Source organism: Pandoraea sp. XJJ-1 (assembly GCF_026802345.1).
GTDB classification, from domain to species: Bacteria; Pseudomonadota; Gammaproteobacteria; order Burkholderiales; family Burkholderiaceae; genus Pandoraea; species Pandoraea cepalis.
This window is the reverse complement of record NZ_CP113827.1, coordinates 1,121,395-1,143,758: the sequence shown is the minus strand read 5'-3', so window position 1 is coordinate 1,143,758 and position 22,364 is coordinate 1,121,395. Positions and strand designations below refer to the sequence as shown.

The window sequence follows — 22,364 nt, the reverse complement described above, 5'->3', positions numbered from 1 at the left end:
GGCACACGCTCGCTACGGCATGAGCGCGGTCTGATTCAAGGCGATGACGTGGCCTGCCTCTGGGGCAGAATCACCGATGGTGCGAGAAGCTGCACGAAACATTCGAACGACCCCGTGTTTGTTCACCTGTACGACGCGCTTGACAGCGCTCGTCATTTTTTTATTCCGCGAATCCTTCCATACCATTTACCGACTGTCAATCGGCATTTTTTTCGCCGGTCGGCAGGCGCCCACAGGCTTGCGCTACACTCGGCTGACCGAACCAAGAAAGGAAATACGCATGAGCACCCCTATCGAAAACATCGCGGTGACGCGCAACGACGGCGGCGCCGCAACCTTGGGCGACTATACGGGACGCGTGCGTCTGGTGGTCAACGTCGCGTCGAAGTGCGGCCTCACACCGCAATACGAGGGCCTTGAGCGCTTGTATGAAGAAAAGCGCGCCGCCGGCCTCGAAGTCCTCGCCTTCCCCGCCAATAACTTCAAGGGTCAGGAGCCCGGCACCGATGCCGAGATCCTCGACTTCTGCACCACGCAATACAACGTCACGTTCCCGCTGTTCGCCAAGCTCTCGGCACTGGGCGACGACCGTCACCCGCTCTACACGGCGCTTGTCGAAGCACAGCCCGCAGCGATCGGCGAAGGCCCGTTCCGCGAGCGTCTCAAAGGCTTCGGCGTAGTCCGCGAGAACCCGGCCGACGTGTTGTGGAATTTCGAGAAGTTTCTGATCGGACGCAACGGGCAGGTCGTGGCCCGCTTCTCACCGGACGTCAAGGCCGACGACCCGCGGCTGGTCGCCGCCATCGACGCGGAGTTGGCGAAGTAATCGCACCATGCAAAAAAGGGCAGCGCAAACGCGTGCCCCCTCGTGCCACAAGCGTCGGCAGGACGGTTGCCGGCGCGCCATGAACGCCTTCCGAAACGACCTCACGTCTGGCAAGGTCGATCCGGGCCTCATGACGCCACATCGCGCGCCGGTTCCCGCTTCTCGCGACAACTCGTGAAATGCGGCGCGTCATCCCCCCCGGGATTGACGCTTCCGCGATGACTCGACTCAGCGCTTGGCCGTGTCAGTCATGAACTTGCCGGTTGGCGCTTCGCTCCCCTTTTTCTGACGGCGCGTGTTGCCGTCGAGTCCGCCGTCCACCGCCCATTCGGCAAATACCGTCGGCCCCGGCTCGAAGTCGCGCGGCTGCCATTCCGGCGTAAGGATGTCCTCGTCGGCGTAATACTCGATGAGCGCGCCGCACGGATTCTTGAAGTACCAGAAATACGCCGACGAAATCGGGTGACGGCCCGGGCCCAACTGGGTTTCCCATCCGCAGCGGTCGATATGCATGCCGCCGCCGAATACTTCGTGGATATCTCGCACGGTGAACGCCACATGGTTCAGCCCGCGCTTGCCGTTCGGCAACGCCAGCAGGAACAGATCGTGATGCCCGCCGTGCGGCGCGCAGCGCATGAACGCGCCACGATCCGGATAGCGATCCGACAGCTCGAAGCCGAGCTTCGTTTCATAGAACGTCTGCGTGGCCGCGAGCGCGTTGGTGAAGAACACGACATGCCCCACTTCGATCGGCTGGGCACGCTCATACACCGGGCTCGGCGTGTTCACGCGCTGCGCCGCGATCCCCCACGGATTGCTCAATGCGCCCTTCACGTCCACGGCCCGCTTGGCAGTCACTTCCACTCGCACGGCCAGACCGTTGGGGTCAACGCAACCCGTCGCACCGTCCTTGAAGTAATAGCCCGGCTGGTCAGCGAAGCGGTCGGCGATGGCGGCCACTTCTTCGGCCGTCGTCACGCCCCACGTCACTTCGCGCAGCGTCGGTCCATCTTCCATCGCCGGCGGCAGCGACGGATCGTCGTGACGCACGGCCAGCACACGGCAACCGTTCAGCGTTTCGAAGCGCGCGCCGTTTGCGTCGACGGACACCTCGGTCAGGCCCCAGTCGCCCAGAAAGCGACGGCAGGTGTCGAGGTCGGTGACCCCGTAGGTAATTTGTTCGATGCCCAGAATCGTCATGACAGTCTCGGGTAGGGGTTCAAAGTGGGCGCGGTCACAGATCCAGCGTCAGACGGTCGCCCTTGCAACCGGACACGCAAATCATCATGACCTTGTTCCCGGCGCGCTCAGCCGCGCTCAGCACCGAATCACGGTGATCGGGACAGCCTTCGAGCACACGTGTCTCGCAAGCGCCGCAAACACCTTCCATGCAGCTATGCTCCGCGTCGATACCCGCGGCGAGCAACGTCTCGAGCAGCGTCGCCCCGGCCGGCACGCTCAGCTCCTTGCCGGACTTCGCGAGCTTCACGACATAGCCCTCGGACGTCGCGGGCGGCGGCGCATCCGGCGCCGCAGCGAAGCGCTCGATGTGCACGTTGGCGATGCCAGCCTCGGCGCACGCCGCTTCAAAGGCGTCGAGCATCACGCCGGGTCCGCAGCAGTATGCGTGCGTGCCCGCCGGCTGCCCGGACAGAAACGCCGTGAGCGACGCCGGCTTGCCGCCGTGCTGGTCGTCGAAGTGATAGGTAATGTCGCCGCCCAGCGCGTTCAGCTCGTCGACGAAAGCGGCTTGCGGCGCCGTGCGCGCGCAATACATCAGCTTGACGTGGCGACCGAGCGCACGCAGGCGTCGATACATGCAGAGAATCGGCGTCACGCCGATCCCGCCGGCGACGAGCACCGTGTGCTCGGCGGCGTCGTCAAGTTCGAAGTGATTGCGCGGCGCGGAAATCTCCAGCGTCATCCCCACGCGGAAATTGTCGTGGATGAAGCGCGAGCCGCCGCGGCTCTTCGGATCTGCAAGAATGCCGAGCACGTAGCGGTTCGGCTCGCCCGGCGCATTGACGAGCGAATAGCTGCGCACCAGCCCGCTCGGCAGATGCAGATCGATGTGCGCGCCCGGCGTGAAGTCGGGAAACGGGGTGCCGCTGCCCGCCACCGGCACGAGTTCGATGCTCATGATGCCCGCCGCTTCGAAGCGAAGCGTGCGCACCATGGCCGACAGAGTTGACTTGCTCATAACGCCGCTCTCAGATGTTGCTGATACTCTTGACGTCCGCCGGCTCAGCCCGCGGCGGACAAATCGATGTCGAGACGCGCGAACGCCTCGATCTCCACTCGCAGCTCCGGAAACACCAGGCCGCTCACTTCCACGAGCGTCGAACACGGATACGCCCCGCCGTTCGCCGCCACGTCCGCAAAAAACTCTCGCCGGGCCCGGCCGACCTCGTCCTTGTCGGCAATGTCGGTCACGTACACCACGAGCTTGTAGATGTTGGCCAGACGCCCGCCACCCGCCTCGACCAGCGCGCGGATCTTGCCCAGCACCACCCGCGTCTGCTCGTAAGTCGTGAGCGGCTCGACGGCGGCGCGCGTGGCTGGGTGCGCGGTCATGCCCGAGAGCACGATGTCGTTGCCGACGCGAATGCCGTTGCTCCAGGTCGCCGCGCCCAGATCGGGCACGGCCTGGGCACGGATCCGCTCGGCCTTGAGAGGTGGGTCGATGGGCATGAAGCGTCTCGCGCGGCTTACGCCTTGCCCTGCGCAATGCGCTCGAGTTCCGCCTTCGCCAGGTTCTTCAGATGGCGACGCAGACGCACGATACCCATGTCATGTTGATACAGATGCTCGCTCTGGTTGGCATCCGGCTCCATGTCTTCGAGCATGACGCGATCCTGTTCGAGCACCGCCCAGTGGCGCGCTTCTAGACGGTTGCGATACAGGAAGCGCCACGTATCGCGTTGCCAGCCGTCGAGCTTGCGGCAGCGCCAGTGGAACACGGCGGCCAGCGTCGGGGAGACCGGCGTGTAGCTGCCCACGATCACGAAGTTGCCGCCGGGGCCGCCCGTCTTCGGGTACGGAATCTCCAGACGCATCCAGTGCGTGCCGGTATCGGCCCACTCGGTCCAGTCGAAGTTCACGTCACGCTGGCCTTCCTTCTCGAAGACAAAGCCACGGTCGGTGTCGCGAATGCGGAAGGCCGCCGTGTTGTCACCCTCGGCCATCGAGTGCGACTGCTTGTGCAGATACGTGCCGTGCATCGGATCCATCACGTTGTCGAGCACGTACCGGTAGTCGCCCTTCCACTCGGTGTAGCACAGGAACGACGAGTACTCGCCGTCGGCATCGAGTTCCTCGGGCAACACGAGCGGCGGCGGCGTGTCGATGTTCTCAGTGGCGTTGTACAGCCAGATCGCGTCGTTGCGCTCGACAATGTGGTACGCCTGCGTCGGACGCGAACCTTCGAGCTTGCAGCCCGGGCTGCCCGGCACACGCATCACGGTGCCGTCGCAGCGCACTTGCACGCCGTGATAGCCGCAGGCGATGCGATCGCCCATCACGATGCCCTTGGACAGCGGGGCACCACGGTGCGGGCAATGATCATCGAGGGCATGCACCTGGTTGTCCTGGTCGCGCCAGAACACCAGCTTCTTGCCCAGGCGGCGCAGCGAGACCGGCTCGCGGCCAACCATGTGCGACGGGCAAATCGGATACCAGAGGTTCTTCAGGCCACGCTCGAGAATGGCGTCGGCAGTGAGGATAGGCTGTTGCGTAGTCATGGGGGACGTCTCCATCGCGATCGCCGCGCACCCGCGGCGCGCAGCGATCGAACTCTGTGATGTTGTTACTCTTCGGCCATTCGGGCGATCTGCGCGGTGTACACCGCTTCGGTCCACACGTCGCCCGCTTGCGGGCCGGGGCCCGTGCGATTCAGATAGGCCACCAGCCCAGCCAGATCGTGTGTGCCGGCGGCATAGGCGCGCTCGATGGCGTCGCCCAGCAGGCTTTCGTATTGCGTCGGCTCATGGCGACGCGCTTGATGCGGTTCGAGATAGCGGTCCATCATTTCCCTCCCTGGTGAACCCGTTCGCGAATGCGCGCGTGCACGGGTACAAAATCGTAAGTCGGATAGCATTCGGTGCGAAACACTCCCCAGGCCGAGCGCTCCAGCTCGACGTTGACCGCCGGCAGCAGGTGCGGTGGCAGTTCTAGCGTGACGATCTGGCCAAAGCCCATCGCCACCGTCCACGACACCACCCTCACACCGGCCGGCGGAAAACGCTCCCACCATTCGGCCGCCTTCAGGCGTTCCTGGAAATCGTCCAGATTGTTCGACTGATCGTGACGCAGGAACACCGTCAGCAACATCGTGTCGGGCTGGGTGACCGCAGCGGCGCCCGGGGCGTTTTCGTTCATGTGTCGTCTCGCGTTATTGCACGAACTGGTTGGTGAACAGGTCGGCCAGGTTCGACTTTTCGCGAATGATCTTCTCCTGCATATAGAAATCCTGCAGCTTCGTCACACGCGCCGGATCGAACGCACCGAGACGCTCCTGGCCCGGATACACGTTGCGGGCGTAATACGTCAGGATCTTCTCGATCTCGGCTTCCTTGCCCTTGTAGCCGGGCACGGTCGCGCAGTATTCCTTGGCCGCGGCCGCCGGGTCGCGCATGATCTCGGCCACCGACTTGATCGTGGCACGAACGAACTTGCGGACCATCTCCGGCTTCTCGGCAATGGTCTTGTCCGACGCCAGAACCGCTTGCGCCATGCCCGGGAAGTACTTGTCGGTCGAGGTCATCGTGACCTTCACGCCGGCATCTTCAATATTCTGCGCCCACTCCGGCGTGCCCACCATCGCGTCGGCCTTGCCCGTGGCGACCTGCTGCCACACGCCTGCCGGACCGGCGCCCTGGATGCGCGCGTCGGTCCGCGTGAGACCCGCGGAGGCGAGCAGGCCCAGCGTCGCGTAGAAGCCGGTGTCTTGATACGACAGCACCGTGATCGTCTTGCCCTTCAGGTCGGCGGGCGATTTGATGTTCGCATCGTTGCGCACGACCAACTGATGCAGCGTGCGCCCGCCCAGCAGCGCCACGCCCTTGATGGGAATGCCGTTCGGACGCAGCACGATCGGGGTGTCGCCCAGGCCGCCGCCCAGATCGCCATTACCGGAGGCGAGCTGCTTGCCGACGTCGGCACCGCCTTGCACGGTCAGCCAGCGCACCGACAACCCTTCCGCCGCGTAGTAGCCCTTCTTCTCGGCCAGCATCAGCGGCGCGAAGGCCGGCAGGTTGGCCGGCGCCGGGAGCAGATAGGTAATCTGCTGGGTAGCCGGCTGCGCCATTACCGGCGCCGCCAGGCTCGTGAGTCCCGCCACGGCGCACAGGCCAACAGCACGACGCGCACGGCGCGCCAACGATCCACGGAAAATCGACAACATATCTCTGCCTCGCTCAAGTATCGGATGACCGCAATACCCTGTGCATTGCGGCGTGTTCTGCCACTGACTGACGTTCAGACCTTGCCCGCCCACGCGAGCGGGCTGTCGTTGATGCCCCAATAGAGGCTCTTCTGGTTCGTGTACTCCAGCAACCCCAGACGCCCCTTCTCACGCCCCATGCCACTCTCTTTCCAGCCGCCGAACGGCGTCGAGATCGAAAACTGCTTGTAGGTGTTGATCCAGACTGTGCCGGTCTCGAGCGCACGCCCGATGCGCCAGGCGCGCTTGAAGTCGCGTGTCCAGATCCCGGCCGCAAGACCGTAGACGCTGTCGTTGGCCTCGGCCAGCAGGTCGTCTTCGTTCTCGAATGGCAAGACCGCCAGCACCGGGCCGAAGATTTCTTCCTGCACCATGCGTGCCTGGTTCGTCAGGCCCGCGATAATGGTCGGCTGATAGAAGTAGCCCTTCTCGCGGCCATCGCCCGCCGGACGCTCGCCGCCGCACAACAGGCGGCCGCCCTCTTCCAGCCCGATGGCGACATAGCGCTCGATCGACTCGCGATGCGACGACGTCACCAGCGGCCCCATCTGCGTGTCTTCGCGCAGCGGATCGCCCACGCGAAGTTGCTTCGCGCCGGCCACCAGCCGCTCGACGAAGGTGTCGAAGATGGCCTTGTGCACGAACAGACGCGAGCCCGCGATGCACGATTCGCCCGACGAACTGAAGATGCCGTAGAGCACACCGGCCACCGCATGATCGATGTCGGCGTCTTCGAACACGATGGTCGGCGACTTGCCGCCGAGTTCGAGCGAGACCGGCATGAGCTTTTCCGCCGCCAGCCGCGCAATGCCACGACCGACTTCGGTGCCGCCGGTGAAGGCGACTTTCTTGACCTTGGGATGGCGCACCAGGATGTCGCCGATGACCGAGCCCTTGCCCGGCAACACCGAGAGCACGCCGCGCGGCACACCGGCCGCTTCGCAGATGCGGCCCAGTTCGAGCGAGGCGAGCGGCGTCACTTCCGCCGGCTTGAGCACCACGGCGTTACCGGCGGCAAGCGCCGGGGCCAGCTTCTGCGCGTCCGAAGCGATCGGCGAATTCCACGGCGTGATGGCGGCCACGACGCCCAGCGGCTCGTGCACGCTCATCGTCAGGTAGTCGCCCCGCGACGGCGTCAGCGTTTCCTCCAGCGTCTCGAGGCACGAGGCGAAGTAGCGGAACGTGCTCGATGCGCTCGCGACGAGCGCGCGCGTCTCGCTGATCGGCTTGCCGTTGTCGCGCCGCTGCAGATGGGCCAGCGCTTCGGCGCGCTGCGTGATGCCGTCCGCCACGCGATGCAGCACTGCGGCGCGTTGATGCGGCTTCAAGCCCGCCCAGTCCGCGCGACGCCAGGCCGCATCGGCCGCCTCGACGGCGTCGATCGCATCTTCGGCGCCCGCCGCCGCGATCTCGGCATTCACGCTCTCGTCGGCCGGATACAGGCTCTGATAGCGCTTGCCGGTGCCGGCGCGCCATTCGCCGCCGACCAGAATGTCGCTCGAAAACCCTTGCAGCAAATCTTGATGGCTCATGATGCTCTTCCTGCTAAATCACACAGTTCGCAACGCGATTGCGTAGCGCGCGAATGGCCGAATACGCGGTCAGTGCCGACGTCTTGGGGTTGTCCGGCAGCGGCTTGCCGCACATCTCCAGCGACATCTCGCCGAACGCCCCGCGGGCGATGATGTGATGCACGTTGCGCGTGCTCGTCGGGTCAGCGATCAGGCGCACGCGCGTCGCGTCGAGCCCCAGACCGGCGATGGCCACGGTCGCCGCCACGTTCGCATTCTTCGGATACAGACGCGCCGCGTCGCGGGCGTTGCCCTCGAAGATCACCGTCGCGGTAGTGAGCGTTGCCAGATCGCAGACCTGCTCGGCCGGCGTGCCGAGCCAGCCCATCGGCGGCTTGCGACCGGTGTACAGCACTTCGTCCAGACCGCCTTCGCGCGCAGCGGAAATCGCATCGATACCGCCGATGGCACCCGAGAGCAACGTAACCGTCGACGCGCCGTCCTTGGCGGCTTGTTCCAGTGCAGCGAGCAGATCGGTGTCGGACAGCGCACCGATCGATGCCACCGCGCAATCCACCCCCGACTTGAGCAGCGGCACCACGTGCCCCGACAGCGCGCTGTGACCCGCGCACTCGAGCACGAAGTCCGGGCGGCTGGAGAGCGCCTGCGCCGAACACACCACTTCGGTGTCGGCGCGCACGCTCTCGCGCACGCGGGCGGCGGCGTCTTCCGGCACGATCACGTGGCCCACGCGCAGATACGGATCGCTCGCGCACGCCTCATAGACCTTCGAGCCGATCGCGCCGAAGCCGATCAGCGCGACGTCAACGGGACGGTGGTTCAATTCATGCATTCGCAGGCTCCCGGACCGGCGGACCGGCAAAGTGCGAAGCGAAGCTGCCGACCGACAGCATGTCCACTTCGAGCAGCACCGGGCCGTCGTGCGCCACGGCGCGTGCGACCGCCGCCTCCGCCTGATCGATGGCCGTGATGCGCTCGTGCTTGAGCTGCAGGCTCGCGCAGAACGCGGCGAAGTCCGGTTGGTGCAGTTGCACGTAGTGACGGCGACCGCCGTACTGCGCATCCTGAATGTTGCGGATCACGCCGTAGCACTGATCGTTCATCAGCAGGATCACGACCGGCGCCTTTTCCTGCACGGCGGTGGCAAGTTCGCCCACGTTGACCATCAGACCACCGTCGCCGCACAGCGCCACGGTCTTCTTCGCGTTGCCCGCGAGCGCCGCGCCGATACCCATCTGCATGCCCTGACCGATCCCGCCGCCCAGCGCGTGCACACCGGCGCGCGGCGAGAAGAGCTTCAGCAGACGGTTGCCCCACGTGCTGTTCGATATCGTGACGTCGCGCACCCAGTTGAAGTCGCGGCCCAGCGCACTTTGCAGTGCGGAGACGAGTTGACGGTACGGGCCGAGACCTTCCGCGACCTGCTTGACGGCCACCTCGCGAGCGGCCGCAAGATCGGCGTGGAACGCCGGATCGATCGACAGGCGCCCTTGCAGACGGTCAGCCAGCGCGTTCAGCACGCGTGCGGCGTCGCCCTGGATGAACAGGTCGTTGCGGTAGCCACGACCGTCCGCCAGGCCATCGGCGTCGACGCGATAGAGCGGGCGCGGCAGCGCGAGCTTGTACTTCAGCGTTTCGTTGCCACGCAGACGCGAGCCGACCACGAGCACGGCGTCGCACGACTTGTAGAACGTCTCGACCGTCGGGTGGATGTTGAACGCACCGAGCGTGGCGGCATGATCTTCCGGCACGATGCCGCGACCCTGCACACTGGTGACCACGCCGAAGCCCATGTCGACCAGACGCTTGACGGCGGCTTCCGCCCCGCGCGCCCCACCGCCCAGCCACAGCATCGGACGATGCGCGGCGGCCAGCTTGTCGGCGAGCTCGGCCACGCGGGCGTCGTCGTGCGTCGGCACCGTGATGTGCGGCGCGGCCAGATCGGCGGGCCATTCGATTTCCGCCGCCTGGATGTCGATGGGAATCTCCACGCTCACCGGGCCGGCCGGCGCCGTGAGCGCCGCGCGCACGGCTTCGCGCACGGTCGAGAGCGCAGTGTCGACGCAACGCACGCGATAGGCGGCCTTCGAGATCGCGTGCAGCATGCTGAGCTGATCGGGCGCTTCGTGGATATACGCGAGATCGCGATCGAGGAACTCGGTTTCGATCTGGCCGGTAATGTGCAGCACCGGCGTGCCGGCGGTGAGGGCTTCGACCATGGCGCCGGCCGCATTGCCCGCGGCGGTGCCCGTGCTCGTGAAGGCCACGCCGAGACCGCCCGAAACACGGGCAAGGCCATCGGCCATGTTCAGCGCACCGGCTTCGCCGCGCGCGCCGACATAACGGATCTTTTCGCGACGCGCGATGGCGTCGAGGATCGGCATGTTGTGAATCGAGATCACGCCGAATGCGGTCTTCACACCGCACTGCTCGAGAAACGCCGCGATGACTTCGCCGACGGTGGTTGTGTTAGACATGTCTTGCCAAGCCTCCGGAAACATCGATGTGGCTGCCCGTCGTATAGGACGACTGCGGGCTTGCCAGGAAAAAGATCGCTGCGGCCGCCTCTTCAGGCCTGCCCAGACGTTGCAACTGAATTTGCTTCTTGCGGGCCAACTCGCCGGTCCATTCCTCCCAGGTCTTGCCTTCGCCTTGCGCGGCAAAGCGACGGCGCCACTGGCCCGACTCCACCAGGCCGATCAGAATGCTGTTGACGCGCACGCCGTCGGGCGCGAATTCGCTCGCCATCGAGCGCACCAGGCTCTGGATCCCCGCGCGCGCCGACGACGTCGCCACCATGTGCGGCTCCGGTTGGAGCGCGAGCAGCGAGTTGACGCAGACGATGGCGGCATCCCCCGTCTCGCGGGCGGCTTCGCGCAGCATCGGCAGGCAGGCGCGCGAGGTGCGAATGACGCTGAAATACTTCAGCTCCAGCTCTTCGCGCCAGGCGTCGTCGGTCGTGTCGGCAAACGTCGACACACGACCTTGGCCCGCGTTGTTGACCAGCATGTCGAGACGCCCGAATTCGCCACAAATGCGCTCGGCCAGCGCGGCGACATCGTTGGCATCGAGCACGTCGCACTGTGCGGCAATCACGCGCGCCTCGGCATGACGCTCGCGCAGACGGGCTTCGGCTTGCGCCAAGCGCTCGGGGTTGCGGCCGCAGATCGCGACAGCGGCACCGGCGTCGAGCAGGCGTTCGGCCGTGGCGAGGCCGATGCCGGACGAGCCGCCTGTGACCAGCGCCGCGCGTTGGGTGAGGTCGATCTTGATCATTTCAATCCCAGTGACTTCATGTAGGGGGTGGCCCGGTCGTCGCTGCCCGGCCGGTAGTTCAGGCGGTGCGACAACGCGTCGGCCGCCTCGCGCACCTGTGCGATCAGCCCCGCGTCGAGCACCGACGCATCGAGCGTGGCGCGCGGAATGGTGACGGTGATCGCGGCGCAGATGCGTCCCGCGTCGTTGCGCACCGGCGCACTCACCACGCTGATGCCGCGCTCGAACGACGAGGCCGACACGGCGTAGCCGCGCTCGGCGTCTTCGCGCACGCGCTCGAACAGCTCGGTGATCGTTTCGGGTGTCTGCGGCGTGTATTTTTCGAGTGTCTTTTCGGGGTACAGCGCGCGAAGCTCGGCCAGCGTCAGGTCGCCCATCAGCACATGGCCGTGTACGGTCGCATGCGCCGGCAGGCGCGTGCCGACGTTGACCTTGATCGAGTTGAACACGCTCGCCACGCTCTGCGCCTTCGCCACGAACACGATGTCGCGCCCGTCGCGGATTACGATGTGCGACGTGAGCTGCGTGGCGTCGCGCAGCCGTTCGATGATCGGGATGCCCAGATCGGTCAGCTCCAGCGAGCTGAGGTATTCGAAGCCCAGACGCAGCACGGCCACGCCCAGACGAAAATTCTTTTCACCGCCTGCACGCTCCAGGAAACCCATCGCTTCGAGCGTTTGCAACAAGCGGAAGACCGTGGTGCGCGGAATCCCCAGTCGCTGCGAGAGCTCCGGTGCGCTGAACACGGGCTCGCGCGGCGAGAATTGCGTGAGAATGCGCAGGCCGCGCTCAAGGCCCGGTACCAGGTAGCGCGTCTCGGTGGCCGCGCCGTCGACGAGATCTTCGCTCTCGCCCTCGCCTTGCATCGCGGGCTCGCGCAGCGTGTCGTCTTCGGTGAGCGCCTCGGCCATTGCCGTCATGCGCTTGGGCGTTACGGATGCCATCTCAACGTTCTCCTGCCGCGATACGTTCGAGCCACGCGGCGAGCGCGGCATTCAGAACGTCTGGCGTTTCGATATATGACGCGTGCCCAGCGCCTTCGATGATTTGCAGCGGCACACCGGCCGCCTCGGCGATCGCCTGGCAAGCCGCCGGGGGCGTCACGGCATCCTGTGTGCCGACCGCCACCGCGACCGGGCCCGCATTCGCCGCCACGTATTGCGCTAGCGCGCCGGCGACGTCGCCATTCGAGAGCAGATGCGTTGCCTGACGATAGCCCGCGGGCAGCACGCGTGCCATGTTCCATTTCACCCACGCGCGCGGCAGGGCCGCGGCGTTCGGGGCGACGAGGTTGTCGCTGCGCTCGCGCGCCATGCCGGTCGGGCCGAGCTTGTCGAGCATCGCCAGACGACCGTCGCGCTTGCTCAGACGCACCTGCGCATCGGCCTTGCCGTAACCGCCGGCCGGCGAGCACAGAAAGAGCCCGCTAACGCGCTGCGGCGCACGGCTCGCGAACTGGGTTGCCATGATCGCGCCCAGCGAATGACCGACGAGCGCGACGCGTGTCAGCCCCAGCGCATCGAGCCACGCCGCGAGCGCTTCGGCATAGGCGTCGGCGTGCGGCTCGGCGTCGGCGACATTCGTCGTCTGCCCGTAACCCGGCGCGTCCCATGCGTAAAGCGCGGCATGCAGGTTCGTGGCTTCGAATTGCGCGAGCCATGACGCCGCACCGGACCCGATGCCGTGCAGCATCACGACCGGCATGGCACCTTCGGCTTGCGTTCCAGCGCTGCGATAGCCCACGGTGCCCACGCGCGTGGCGACGGTGCGGTACGGGAAGGCGTCCAGACGCGCGCATAGCGGCGCGACGGCGGCATCTTCGGGTACTTCGGACTGAAAGGCTTCGGCTTGCATGGCTTGGACTGAACGTCTTGCTTTGTGAATTCCTGCCGGTGTGGCGCTTGCGACGGGCAAGCCCCTCACCGGACTTTCCGGGACAACGGCCCCCGGCGGGCTTACTTCAGATCGCGCTTGATCTGCGCGAGCGGCGAATCCGGCGGGTACGTCGGCGTGACCGGCTTTTGCGAGCCGAGCATCACGCACATGAGCGCGTCTTCGTCACCAATGTTGATTTCCGTTCGATACACGCCAGGCGGCACCGAGATCAGGTCGCGCTCACCGAGAATGGCTTCCCAGGTTTCGCCATCGCGCTCGCAGATCACCTTCATCTTGCCGCGCATCACGAAGAAAATTTCTTCGACATCCATATGGATGTGGCTCGGGCCGATGTTGCCGGCCGGGATTACCATCGTCGAGAACGTGAAGTGACCGGCAGGGACCGTGTTGACGTCCTTGGCCACGCCCGTGCCGCCCGTGCCGACGTAGCGCATTTGCGCGCGGCGGTACTTCGGGTCGTAGTCGGCCTGGAACTTCAGCGCGTCCCAGTCGTACTTGCGCGTCGAGAAACGGGCTACGCGCGTGTCCAGCCAGTCGCCGAACGCCTGGCCTTCGGCCTGCGTCCAGCTCTCGACGGCCTGTGGCGTCGCGGTGTTTTTAGCGTCGGCTTGCGCCATGGTCTAACTCCTTGAAGGCGTTGCGAATAAGAACGGCTCGTCAGGGCATCACGAAGCCGCCGTTGACCGGCAGCACCTGCCCGGTCACGAAACGGGAAGCATCGGAGAGCAGGAACAGCACGGGGCCGATCACGTCGTCGGGCACCTGGGCGCGCGGCAGCGCACGTCCCTCCAGGTAATGACGATGACGCTCGGCAGGCACGTAGGCCGTGGCTTCCACCTCGACGAGTCCCGGCGCGATCGCGTTGACGGTGATGCCGTCCGGGCCGAGTTCGCGGGCGAGCGAACGTGTCATCGCCATGACGGCGCCCTTGCTGGCGGTGTAAGCGAGCAGGCGCGGCGCGCCCCACAGCGCGGTATCCGACGCGATGTTCACGACGCGCCCCTGCCCCGATGCACGCAGAAACGGCAGCGCCGCCATCGTCATGAGCCAGGTGCCACGCACGTTGACGTTCATGACCGCGTCCCACGTCTCGATGCTCAGCTCGGCGGCCAGCTTGTCGCCCGAGTTGGTGATCGCGCCGTTGTTGACCAGCCCGTCGATGCCGCCCATGCGCTCGGCAGCCCCCTTGGCGGCCGCGTCCACCGAGGCCGGATCGGACAGGTCGACACGCACGAACGACACGGCATGTCCCACACCGCTCAGTTCGGCCGCGAGGGCCTCGCCGGCCTGCGAGGCGATATCGGCAATCGTCACTTGCGCGCCGCGTGTCACGGCGGCACGGACGAACCCTTCGCCAAGGCCACGCGCGCCACCGGTGATCAGCAGCTTCTTGCCGTCGAGCGGCGCCAGCGTGTTGGCGTCGAGCGGGGGGATGGGCAGTTCGTTCACGGTGAAATTCCTCGTCGTTCAGGCGATGTTCATGGCGGCACGCGGCACGTAATGCAACGCGCGGCGTTCCAGCCAGACCACGGCGGCGTACGCCGCGATACCGATGACGGTGAGCCCGGCGATGGAGACGAACACCATCGCGGTGTTGCCCTGACCTTCGCCATACACCAGCAGATAGCCCAGGCCACGGTCGCCACCGACCAGCTCACCCACGGTCACGCCGATCACGGCCAGCGTCGACGCGATGCGCAAGCCCGCGAAGAGCGCCTGCATGGCCGACGGGAATTCAACGAAGCGGAAGATCTGCCAGCGGCGGCCGCACAGGGCGCGCACCAGATTGACCATGTCCGGGTCGACGGCGCGCACGGCGCCGAGCACATTGATCATCACGGGGAAGAAGACGATCAGTACAGCCACGAGAATCTTCGGGTAGATCGTGTAGCCCATCCACATGACGAACAGCGGCGCAAACGCGACCTTCGGCGCAATCTGCAGCGCGAGGATGTACGGTGAAAGCATGGCTTCGGTCGACGGCGACAAACCGAGGACCACGCCGATCACCACGCCCAGCGCCGAGCCGATCACGAAGCCCGCGATCACTTCGATGGCCGTCACGCCGATGTGTAGCCACAGGTTCTCGACCTGGAACATGCGGGCGCCTTCGATCACGGTCGACGACAGCTTGGGCAGCACGAACTCGGGTACGCCGAACGCCGTCGGGCCCCATTGCCAGATGGCCGCGAAGATCAGCAGCAACACGAAGCTGCCAACGGTCAGTTGCGTTTTGGAAAGGGATTTCATAGCGAGGATTCCAGTGTCTTGCAGTGTCGGGGACGAGGATCAACCAAGGTGGTCGTCGCGACCCACCTTGAGCAGTTCCATCAGATGGGCCACGTATTCGTTCATGCCCGCCTGCTTGCGGCGCTCGATCGGGTTGTCGCGATGCGGCAGATCGATCGTGATCTCCTCGATGATCGTGCCCGGGCGCTCACTCATCACGAACACGCGATCCGAGAGCGCAATGGCTTCGGCGAGGTCGTGGGTGATCATCAGCGCGGTCTTGCCCTCGTCGGCGAGCATCTGCGCGAGATCCTGCTGGAGCACCATCTTGGTCTGCGCATCGAGCGCCGAGAACGGCTCGTCCATGAGCAGAACGTCCGGCTCGACGGCCAGCGTGCGGGCCAGCGCCGCGCGCTGACGCATGCCGCCCGAGAGCTGGTGCGGGTAGTGGTTCTCGAAGCCCTTCAGGTGGCAACGCGCGAGCAGCGCCTTGGCCACTTCCGCCCGCTCGGCCTTGCTGCGCCCACGGATCTGCATGCCCAGCTCGACGTTCTTCTGAATCGAGCGCCACGGCATGAGCAGGTCTTTCTGCAACATGAACGCGACTTGCTGCGACGGGCCGCGCACCGGCTTGCCCGCGAGCGTCACCTGCCCTTCGCTCGGCGCGTAGAGACCGGCGCCCATGTTGAGCAGCGTGCTCTTGCCGCAGCCGCTCGGGCCGATCAGCGAGACGAACTCACCGGCCTTGATGCCGATGGAGACGTCCGAGACGGCCGTCATCTCGCCCTTGCCCTGGCGATTTTTGAACCGACGCGTGACGCCGCGGTATTCGATGGCGAACGGCAGGGGTGCCGCCGCCGGCTGCGCCTGACGTGCCTCGGCATTCGCCTCGGCTACGTTCGCGTCCTTCAATTGAATCGACCTGAGCATGGGAAACCACCGTGTTTCTGGATGTTCAACTTGCCTCGGGCAGCCTGCTGCGTCGTTTCGCCTGCATGGCTTGCCACCTGTCTTCCCTTGCGGGACACGTTTCATATGTGAAACGTTGATTTACTTATGGATCAATTATAGGGAGGGATTTGCCCGTTCAAAATTGTTTTTTGACTAGGGGAAACCCGCACCCGCAGGCGTTGCACAGCCAACACAACAGCCGAGACGAAAAAAACGCCGGCGGGCAAAGGCCGGCCGGCGTGGGAAGTGAGACCACAAGGGGCGTCTCGCAATGCGTTGGCGTTGCGAGGCGTCAGAACGAGTGATGCACGCCCGACAGGATGATGAACTGATTGCCCGTCGACGACGCGCCGATCGTGTTGATGGCCGTCACCGCCCCATTGCCGCTCGCGTGTTGATACACACCGCTCAGATACACCTGCGTGCGCTTGGAGAACGCGTAGACGTCGCCCAGGCTGACCTGCGTCCAGCGCTTGCCCGTCAGCGAAGTCGTGGCCGCGCCGAAGGTGATCGTGTTGGCCACGCCCGTCGCATAGTTGGCACCGCCGTCGAACGACTGGTAAGTGTCGCTGAAGCCCGGCGACTGCAGTTTCACGCGCGTGTACAACGCGTGCAGCAGCCACGGCCCGAAGCCATACGACACGCCGGCGCCCATGTTCTCGACGTTCGACGCCGCATAGCTGCCAACCGCCTGTCCCTGGAAAGTCGCGCCGCCGAGCACGGCAACGTTCGGCGTGCGGTTGTTCTCGTTCGAGTAGACTGCCGACGCCTTGAAGCCGCCGTTCGTATAGTTCGCGGCCACACTCCACTTGCGCCCGTTGGCGAAGTTCGTGTTGTTGCCGAACGAGATCATGCTGCCCGCCTTGAAGCCCGCAAAGTCCGGCGTGACGTAGCGCACGGAGTTGTCGACCTGCACGACGGACGTGTTCGCCAGCTCGTCGAGGTTACCCGGGTGGAACATGTACCAGTTCATGCCCAGGTAGGCCGTGCTCATCGGCCCGAGCCAGTCGAAGTTGAACGTGGTCATGTGACCGATGGTCAACGTGCCCATCTTGTCCGACTGCAGGCCAACCCACGACTGGCGGTTGAACATCGCGCCCGCCTTGACCGTGTTGCCCGAGAGCGTCGAGAAGCCGTTTTCCAGCTGGAAGATGGCACGATTGCCACCGCCCAGATCCTCGACCCCGCGAAAGCCCCAGCGATCCGGCTGCGTCGCGCCCTGCTGGGCGATCCAGTTCGCGTTGCCGCCCTGATTGTTCACGTACGCCATGCCGGCATCCAGGCTGCCGTAGATCGTGACGTTGCTCTGCGCCTGCGCAGCGACCGGCACCCCCGCCGCCAGCAGCATTGCCGCCGCCAGCGCCGTCATGCCAGGGATCCGCCCCATCGGAAACCGCTTCATCTGTGTACTCCTGTCGTTCGATGATTCGAGAACGGTGACGACGCCGGATGCGATGCGCGGCAACCCAAGCCAGTCGCCTCGTCCCGCATTTGCTTTTTCGACGTTCCACCTATGAAACGTTGGATTACTTATGAAACCAACTGAGCGAAGCTTAGGCCAGGTGACGCATGAGCCCCGCAGCGGAGATTCACGAATTGATAAGAATAAATTGGCGTGCTAACGCGCCGGTACAGCGACGAAGATCTCCGCCCCAGCTGCGCAGCGAGCGGCACCGTTCGTCCCGCGAGCGTTGCCGGGCGTCCTGGCTCGCCCCCCGTCAGGGCCTGTCCGTTTCCTCGGGATTTACCCGAGGATGCCTTGCCTTTGATCGAATCAAAAACAATAATATTTGAACATCATGTTCATATTTGAACTTATTATTTTTCTGGTTTGTCGTCACTTTCGTCAAAGGATGTTCCCATGCAAGCTCCTCTCATCGGCATCAACGGTGCCGGCATCGGCGGTCTGGCCGCCGCCATCGGCTTACTGCGCGCAGGTTTCCGTGTGCGCGTGTATGAGCAGGCAGCGCAGTTCGCCCGGGTCGGCGCGGACATCAACCTGACACCCAACGCCGTGCGCGCGCTCGACGGCCTCGGGGTCGGCGACGCCTTGCGCCAATCGGCCGCGCAACCGAGCCATCGCATCAGCCGCACCTGGGATTCGGGCGAGGAGACCTCGCGTCTGGAGATGGCCCGCACGGCGCAGACGAAATACGGCGCGCCGCAGCTCACGATGCATCGCGCCGACCTGTTGCAGGCGTTGGAGCAGGCCGTGCCCGCGACGTCGATTGCGCTGGGCAAGAAACTCGTATCGTTCGAAGCGCCGGGCAACGCGCAGCCCGGCCCCATTCGACTGGCGTTCGCGGACGGCACGCACGACGACGTCGATGTGCTCATCGGCGCGGACGGCATCCACTCGGTCGTGCGCACCGGCCTGTTCGGGCCGGAATCGCCGGAGTTCACTGGCGTGGTGGCGTATCGCGCGGTCGTGCCCGCGGACAAACTCGACGGCGTGCCGAATCTCGGCGCGTTCACGAAGTGGTGGGGACCGAACCCGTCGAGCCAGATCGTGACGTTCCCGCTCAATCTCGGCCGCGACATCTTTGTCTTCGCCACGACGCCCCAGGACAGCTGGACGCTGGAATCGTGGACGGCACCCGGCGACGTGCACGAGTTGCGCGCGATGTACGCCGACTATCACCCCGAAGCGCGCGCCCTGCTCGACGCGTGCGACAGCGTGCTGAAGTCGGCGCTGTATGTGCGCGATCCGTTACCGCAATGGTCGCGCGATCGGGTGTCGCTGCTGGGCGATGCGAGCCATCCGATGATGCCGTTCATGGCACAAGGCGCCGGCATGGCGATCGAAGATGCTGTGGTACTGTCTCGCCACTTGGCGGCCGTGGGCCCAAGCGCCGAGCTTTCCACGCTCGCCGCCGCGCTCGCGCGCTACGAGGTATCGCGACGCGAACGCACGGCACGCGTGCAGATCGGCTCGCGCGGCAACCAGTGGCTCAAGGAAGGCGGCAATGCCGACTGGGTCTACGAGTACGACGCGTGGCAAGTCCCGCTCGCGGCCTGAGTGACCTGCGGCGGCGCAAGTGCGATCGCTGCGCCGCCCTATACCGATGCTCCCGATGCCCCCGATGACTGGAATCGACCGCATGAACAAAGCTACGCAAGACATTGAGTCCACCACCGACGCGCAAGACACCGGACAAGCGGGCCTCGTGACGCCTGTCATGCGTGCGCTCAAGCTGCTGCGCTTCGTGGCGGACGGCGGGTCGACGGCCAATGTCAGCGACGTCGGCCGCCGCATTGGCGTGAATCGGGTGACGGTCATGCGTTTGATCGAGACGCTCCAATTCGAGGGCGTGCTGGAGCCGTTGCCGCAGGGTGGCCATCGGCTCGGATTGAATTTCCTGACACTGGCGGCCAGCGCACTCGCCGGCGAGGATCACCTGGCGACAGCGCGGCGCGTACTTACGCGCGTGACGACCGAGACCGGACTATCAAGCTATCTCACCGTGCTCGACGGCGCCCAGGTTCGCTATCTGCTGTGCGAAACGCCGGCGTTACCGCTCGTCAGCAATATCCGCGCGGGCAGCCGCGTCACGGCACATTTGACGGCACCGGGCCGGTCGCTGCTCGCGCATCTGAGCACCGAGCGCCGCCGTGCGTTGCTCGGGCCGGAACCGCTCGCTGCCGCCACGGCACAAAGCGCACGCACGCATGCTGCGCTCGACGCCCAGCTCGAACGTGATCGCGACGCCGGATGCGCCTGGAGTCAGGACGGCTTCGAAGCGGGCATCGACGCCTGCGCCGCCGCTGTGCTGGACGCTCACGGCAGACCGTTGGCAGCCCTGAGCGTTGCCGGTCCGCGCTCGCTGGTGGGCACTGATACATTGACGCGCGAGCGCACCGCGCGAGCGGTGAAGTCGGGCGCGGCCGATCTCGCCATCCTGCTGGCCGACGCACCCGCGTTTCTCGCCGCTGCCGAACGCGGCTGAGCCTTCGCGACTTCACCGCCATCGCCTCGCTTCAGAGGGCGATGGCCGCGAGCTTGCGTTCCCCGAGCGGCGTGACGCGCAACGCGCGCGGCGCCCGGGTGGGTTCGAGCCACTTGGCGTCGAGGCAGGTGCTGAGCAGCGCCGCCCCCAACGCCCCCCCCAGATGCGGCTTGCGCTCGCTCCAGTCGGGGCAGGTGCAGGCGAAGCGGCGTCGATGGGCGCGAGCCGTGGCGAGGTTGACGCCAACGGCCGTGAGTCCCTCCACGCCCATATCGGTGAGCGCCACGTCGCTACCGTCGATCCGAAGCCAACGGTGCGCATGCATCCGCGCGAAGAGATCGACCGCAACTTCCCCAGCGAGATGGTCATAACAGGTCCGCGCGTGGCGAAGCGGTATCGGCGTGGAACGACTGACAGGGACAGAGCGCGGCCGCAGATCGCGCGTGGCAAGCACGGCGCTGGCAAGCGCTTCGATGGCCGCGGCGGTCTCGGGCGTGGCGATGCGGAAATAACGATGGCGTCCGCGTGCTTCTTGCGCCAGCACGCCGCCGTCGACCAGTCGGGCAAGATGGCCGCTCGCACTGGACGGCGACAGCCCGGCCACCAACGCCAACTCCCCCGCCGGACGGGCTGAACCGTCCATCAACGCCCACAGCATGGTCATCCGCCCGGCATCGGCGAGCAACGCGGCGAGTGAACTGACGCCGGGGGCGTGATCTCTTGCGATGTCCACAGCAGGACTCCTGTAAGGATGATGAAGCACAGCATCGGCAGTATAGGCTGGGGGATGCGTTCAACACTTCAGGATGGGATGAAACGTGCCGGTCGGCCGATGCGCCATGATGAGTCCCGTTCCCCTCAAATCGAGATGCCCGCCATGTTTGCCGCCACCGCCGATCTCCTCACCGTGCCGCCGCCCGCCAGTGCGTTGGCCGCCGTCGTGCACCCCAACCCGTATCCGTACTACCAGTCGCTCGCCGCGCGACGCCCGTTCGATTTCGATGCCTCGCTCGGTATGTGGGTCGCCGCCAGCCCGCAAGCCATGGCCGCCGTGCTGCGTCATCCGGCGTGCGGTGTTCGGCCGGCTGGCGCGACCGTCCCCGCGGCATTGGCCAATGGCGCCGCCGGCGACTGGTTCGGCACACTCGTCAGGATGAACGACGGCGCCGCGCATGCGGCAATGAAGCCCTGGCTCAAGGCTCGACTCGCCACGCTGCATGCCGACGGCGCCACCCTCGACCGGCTGCGCAACGCCAGCCAGGCCGCCTGTGCAGACGCCTATCTCGCCCAAGGGGAGACACCCTGCGCGCGCCTCGACGACTTTGTCTTCCGTCAGCCGATCTATGCCCTCGCGGCGTGGCTGGGCGTTCCTCCCTCACAGTGGGTCGACGTGTACGACGACGTCCGCACGCTGGTCGCGGCGATGGCCGAGTCCACCCAGTCGTCTCCGCGCGCCGAGAGGCTCGCACGCGGACACAGCGCCACCACGACGCTTCGCCATCGTGCCATGCGCTGGCTCGACAACGACGCCGCCCCAGGAACTTGGTTGCGCGACACGGCCCGAAGCGCGGCACGCGACGAGGCCGTCGACTACGGGGCGCTCACGGCCAATGTCGTGGGCCTCTTTACGCAAACGCATGACGCCTGCGCCGGACTCGTGGCCAACAGCCTGCGCCGGCTCGCGCAGCAGGCGTCGCCCGGCGCTGTGCCCGCCGTCAACGGTGCTCAATCGCTAACGGCCAACCTTGCCGTCGCCATCACCGCCATCGGCGAGGTGATCCGTCAGGATCCCCCCGTGCAAAACACCCGTCGATTCCTGCACGCGCCCGCCATCATCCATGAACGAACGCTCGCACGCGGCGATGCCATCCTGGTGGTGCTTGCCGCCGCGCCCGCCGGCGCCGCACCGGACGACGTGGCCTGGACCTTCGGGCACGGCGCCCACACCTGCCCGGGACGCTCGCCGGCCAGCACGATCGCCGCCATCGGGGTCCAGACGATACTCGACAGCGATGCCGAGCTCGCCGCCATCGCGACCAGCTCGACGTATCACCCGCTCGGCAACATCCGGATCGCGCGTTTCCACGATGGCGCCACGGCGGCTTGAGGCAAATGACTGCTGTCGATGAACGCGTTTTAATCAACGGAACCTTGGTTCCATTCAACGAAACACAATGGAACAAATGAAACCCTTGTAAACATAAGGCTCTGCGCCAGGGCCCCGCGTGGTCCAGGAATTTCGGGCAGGATGACGCTTTCGTTGTGCG

At 65.7% G+C, this 22,364-nt stretch carries 23 protein-coding genes; 4 read left to right on the top strand and 19 right to left on the bottom strand.

What is annotated here, in order from left to right:
- Nucleotides 1-280 precede the first annotated feature (280 nt).
- The gene (locus OYT13_RS05285; RefSeq protein WP_017235338.1) at nt 281-826 is read left to right on the top strand and encodes a glutathione peroxidase; all 546 of its coding nucleotides are present in this window, start codon (nt 281-283) and stop codon (nt 824-826) included.
- A gap of 228 nt (nt 827-1,054) precedes the next feature.
- Here the strand turns inward: OYT13_RS05285 and OYT13_RS05280 are convergent, their stop codons facing one another.
- The 18 genes from OYT13_RS05280 to OYT13_RS05195 form a co-directional block, all read right to left on the bottom strand.
- A complete protein-coding gene (locus OYT13_RS05280; protein WP_017235337.1) occupies nt 1,055-2,026 on the bottom strand; it encodes a VOC family protein in 972 nt (323 codons plus the stop codon).
- A 34-nt stretch (nt 2,027-2,060) separates the two neighbouring features.
- A complete protein-coding gene (locus OYT13_RS05275; RefSeq protein ID WP_150563168.1) occupies nt 2,061-3,026 on the bottom strand; it encodes a PDR/VanB family oxidoreductase in 966 nt (321 codons plus the stop codon).
- 44 nt (nt 3,027-3,070) lie between these two features.
- A complete protein-coding gene (locus OYT13_RS05270; protein WP_150563169.1) occupies nt 3,071-3,517 on the bottom strand; it encodes a RidA family protein in 447 nt (148 codons plus the stop codon).
- Between the two features lie 17 nt (nt 3,518-3,534).
- Nucleotides 3,535-4,566 carry an aromatic ring-hydroxylating oxygenase subunit alpha gene (locus OYT13_RS05265; RefSeq protein ID WP_017235334.1) on the bottom strand — a complete coding sequence of 344 codons (1,032 nt, stop codon included), beginning with the start codon at nt 4,564-4,566 and terminating at the stop codon, nt 3,535-3,537.
- A gap of 65 nt (nt 4,567-4,631) precedes the next feature.
- Entirely contained in the window at nt 4,632-4,850 is a 219-nt protein-coding gene (locus OYT13_RS05260; RefSeq protein WP_017235333.1) for a recombinase-like helix-turn-helix domain-containing protein, read from the bottom strand.
- Nucleotides 4,850-5,203: a hypothetical protein gene (locus OYT13_RS05255; RefSeq protein ID WP_268567368.1), complete on the bottom strand. Its 354-nt coding sequence runs from the start codon at nt 5,201-5,203 to the stop codon at nt 4,850-4,852. The genes OYT13_RS05260 and OYT13_RS05255 overlap by 1 nt, the downstream gene beginning before the upstream one ends.
- A gap of 13 nt (nt 5,204-5,216) precedes the next feature.
- Nucleotides 5,217-6,227: an ABC transporter substrate-binding protein gene (locus OYT13_RS05250; protein ID WP_017235331.1), complete on the bottom strand. Its 1,011-nt coding sequence runs from the start codon at nt 6,225-6,227 to the stop codon at nt 5,217-5,219.
- Between the two features lie 74 nt (nt 6,228-6,301).
- Entirely contained in the window at nt 6,302-7,798 is a 1,497-nt protein-coding gene (locus OYT13_RS05245) for an aldehyde dehydrogenase (protein WP_017235330.1), read from the bottom strand.
- A 13-nt stretch (nt 7,799-7,811) separates the two neighbouring features.
- Complete coding sequence (locus tag OYT13_RS05240) at nt 7,812-8,630, bottom strand: aspartate dehydrogenase (protein WP_017235329.1); 819 nt, start codon at nt 8,628-8,630, stop codon at nt 7,812-7,814.
- Nucleotides 8,623-10,275: a thiamine pyrophosphate-binding protein gene (locus OYT13_RS05235; protein WP_017235328.1), complete on the bottom strand. Its 1,653-nt coding sequence runs from the start codon at nt 10,273-10,275 to the stop codon at nt 8,623-8,625. Before OYT13_RS05235 ends, OYT13_RS05240 begins: the two co-directional genes overlap by 8 nt.
- Nucleotides 10,268-11,074, bottom strand: coding sequence for an SDR family oxidoreductase (locus OYT13_RS05230; RefSeq protein WP_268567367.1), 807 nt, complete (start codon nt 11,072-11,074; stop codon nt 10,268-10,270). The genes OYT13_RS05235 and OYT13_RS05230 overlap by 8 nt, the downstream gene beginning before the upstream one ends.
- On the bottom strand, nt 11,071-11,940 hold the full coding sequence (locus OYT13_RS05225) for an IclR family transcriptional regulator (protein ID WP_026132232.1): 870 nt from the start codon (nt 11,938-11,940) through the stop codon (nt 11,071-11,073). Before OYT13_RS05225 ends, OYT13_RS05230 begins: the two co-directional genes overlap by 4 nt.
- A 79-nt stretch (nt 11,941-12,019) precedes the next feature.
- Nucleotides 12,020-12,928 carry an alpha/beta fold hydrolase gene (locus OYT13_RS05220; protein WP_268567366.1) on the bottom strand — a complete coding sequence of 303 codons (909 nt, stop codon included), beginning with the start codon at nt 12,926-12,928 and terminating at the stop codon, nt 12,020-12,022.
- 101 nt (nt 12,929-13,029) lie between these two features.
- Nucleotides 13,030-13,587: a cupin domain-containing protein gene (locus OYT13_RS05215; protein WP_017235324.1), complete on the bottom strand. Its 558-nt coding sequence runs from the start codon at nt 13,585-13,587 to the stop codon at nt 13,030-13,032.
- 40 nt (nt 13,588-13,627) lie between these two features.
- Entirely contained in the window at nt 13,628-14,419 is a 792-nt protein-coding gene (locus OYT13_RS05210) for an SDR family oxidoreductase (RefSeq protein ID WP_268567365.1), read from the bottom strand.
- Between the two features lie 18 nt (nt 14,420-14,437).
- Nucleotides 14,438-15,220, bottom strand: a complete 783-nt coding sequence (locus OYT13_RS05205) for an ABC transporter permease (RefSeq protein ID WP_017235322.1) — start codon at nt 15,218-15,220, stop codon at nt 14,438-14,440.
- A gap of 39 nt (nt 15,221-15,259) precedes the next feature.
- Nucleotides 15,260-16,129: an ABC transporter ATP-binding protein gene (locus tag OYT13_RS05200; RefSeq protein ID WP_017235321.1), complete on the bottom strand. Its 870-nt coding sequence runs from the start codon at nt 16,127-16,129 to the stop codon at nt 15,260-15,262.
- Between the two features lie 313 nt (nt 16,130-16,442).
- Nucleotides 16,443-17,519, bottom strand: a complete 1,077-nt coding sequence (locus OYT13_RS05195; RefSeq protein ID WP_174975102.1) for a porin — start codon at nt 17,517-17,519, stop codon at nt 16,443-16,445.
- Between the two features lie 492 nt (nt 17,520-18,011).
- Between OYT13_RS05195 and OYT13_RS05190 the strand changes: the two genes are divergently transcribed.
- Both OYT13_RS05190 and OYT13_RS05185 read left to right on the top strand, forming a co-directional pair.
- Nucleotides 18,012-19,169 (top strand): FAD-dependent monooxygenase, encoded by a 1,158-nt coding sequence (locus OYT13_RS05190; protein WP_017235319.1) that lies wholly within the window; start codon nt 18,012-18,014, stop codon nt 19,167-19,169.
- Between the two features lie 82 nt (nt 19,170-19,251).
- The gene (locus OYT13_RS05185; protein ID WP_261939127.1) at nt 19,252-20,097 is read left to right on the top strand and encodes an IclR family transcriptional regulator; all 846 of its coding nucleotides are present in this window, start codon (nt 19,252-19,254) and stop codon (nt 20,095-20,097) included.
- Nucleotides 20,098-20,128: 31 nt separating this feature from the next.
- Here the strand turns inward: OYT13_RS05185 and OYT13_RS05180 are convergent, their stop codons facing one another.
- Nucleotides 20,129-20,761, bottom strand: a complete 633-nt coding sequence (locus OYT13_RS05180; protein ID WP_261939784.1) for an ArsR/SmtB family transcription factor — start codon at nt 20,759-20,761, stop codon at nt 20,129-20,131.
- Between the two features lie 213 nt (nt 20,762-20,974).
- Between OYT13_RS05180 and OYT13_RS05175 the strand changes: the two genes are divergently transcribed.
- Nucleotides 20,975-22,204, top strand: a complete 1,230-nt coding sequence (locus tag OYT13_RS05175; RefSeq protein ID WP_261939128.1) for a cytochrome P450 — start codon at nt 20,975-20,977, stop codon at nt 22,202-22,204.
- The last annotated feature ends 160 nt before the right edge of the window (nt 22,205-22,364 follow it).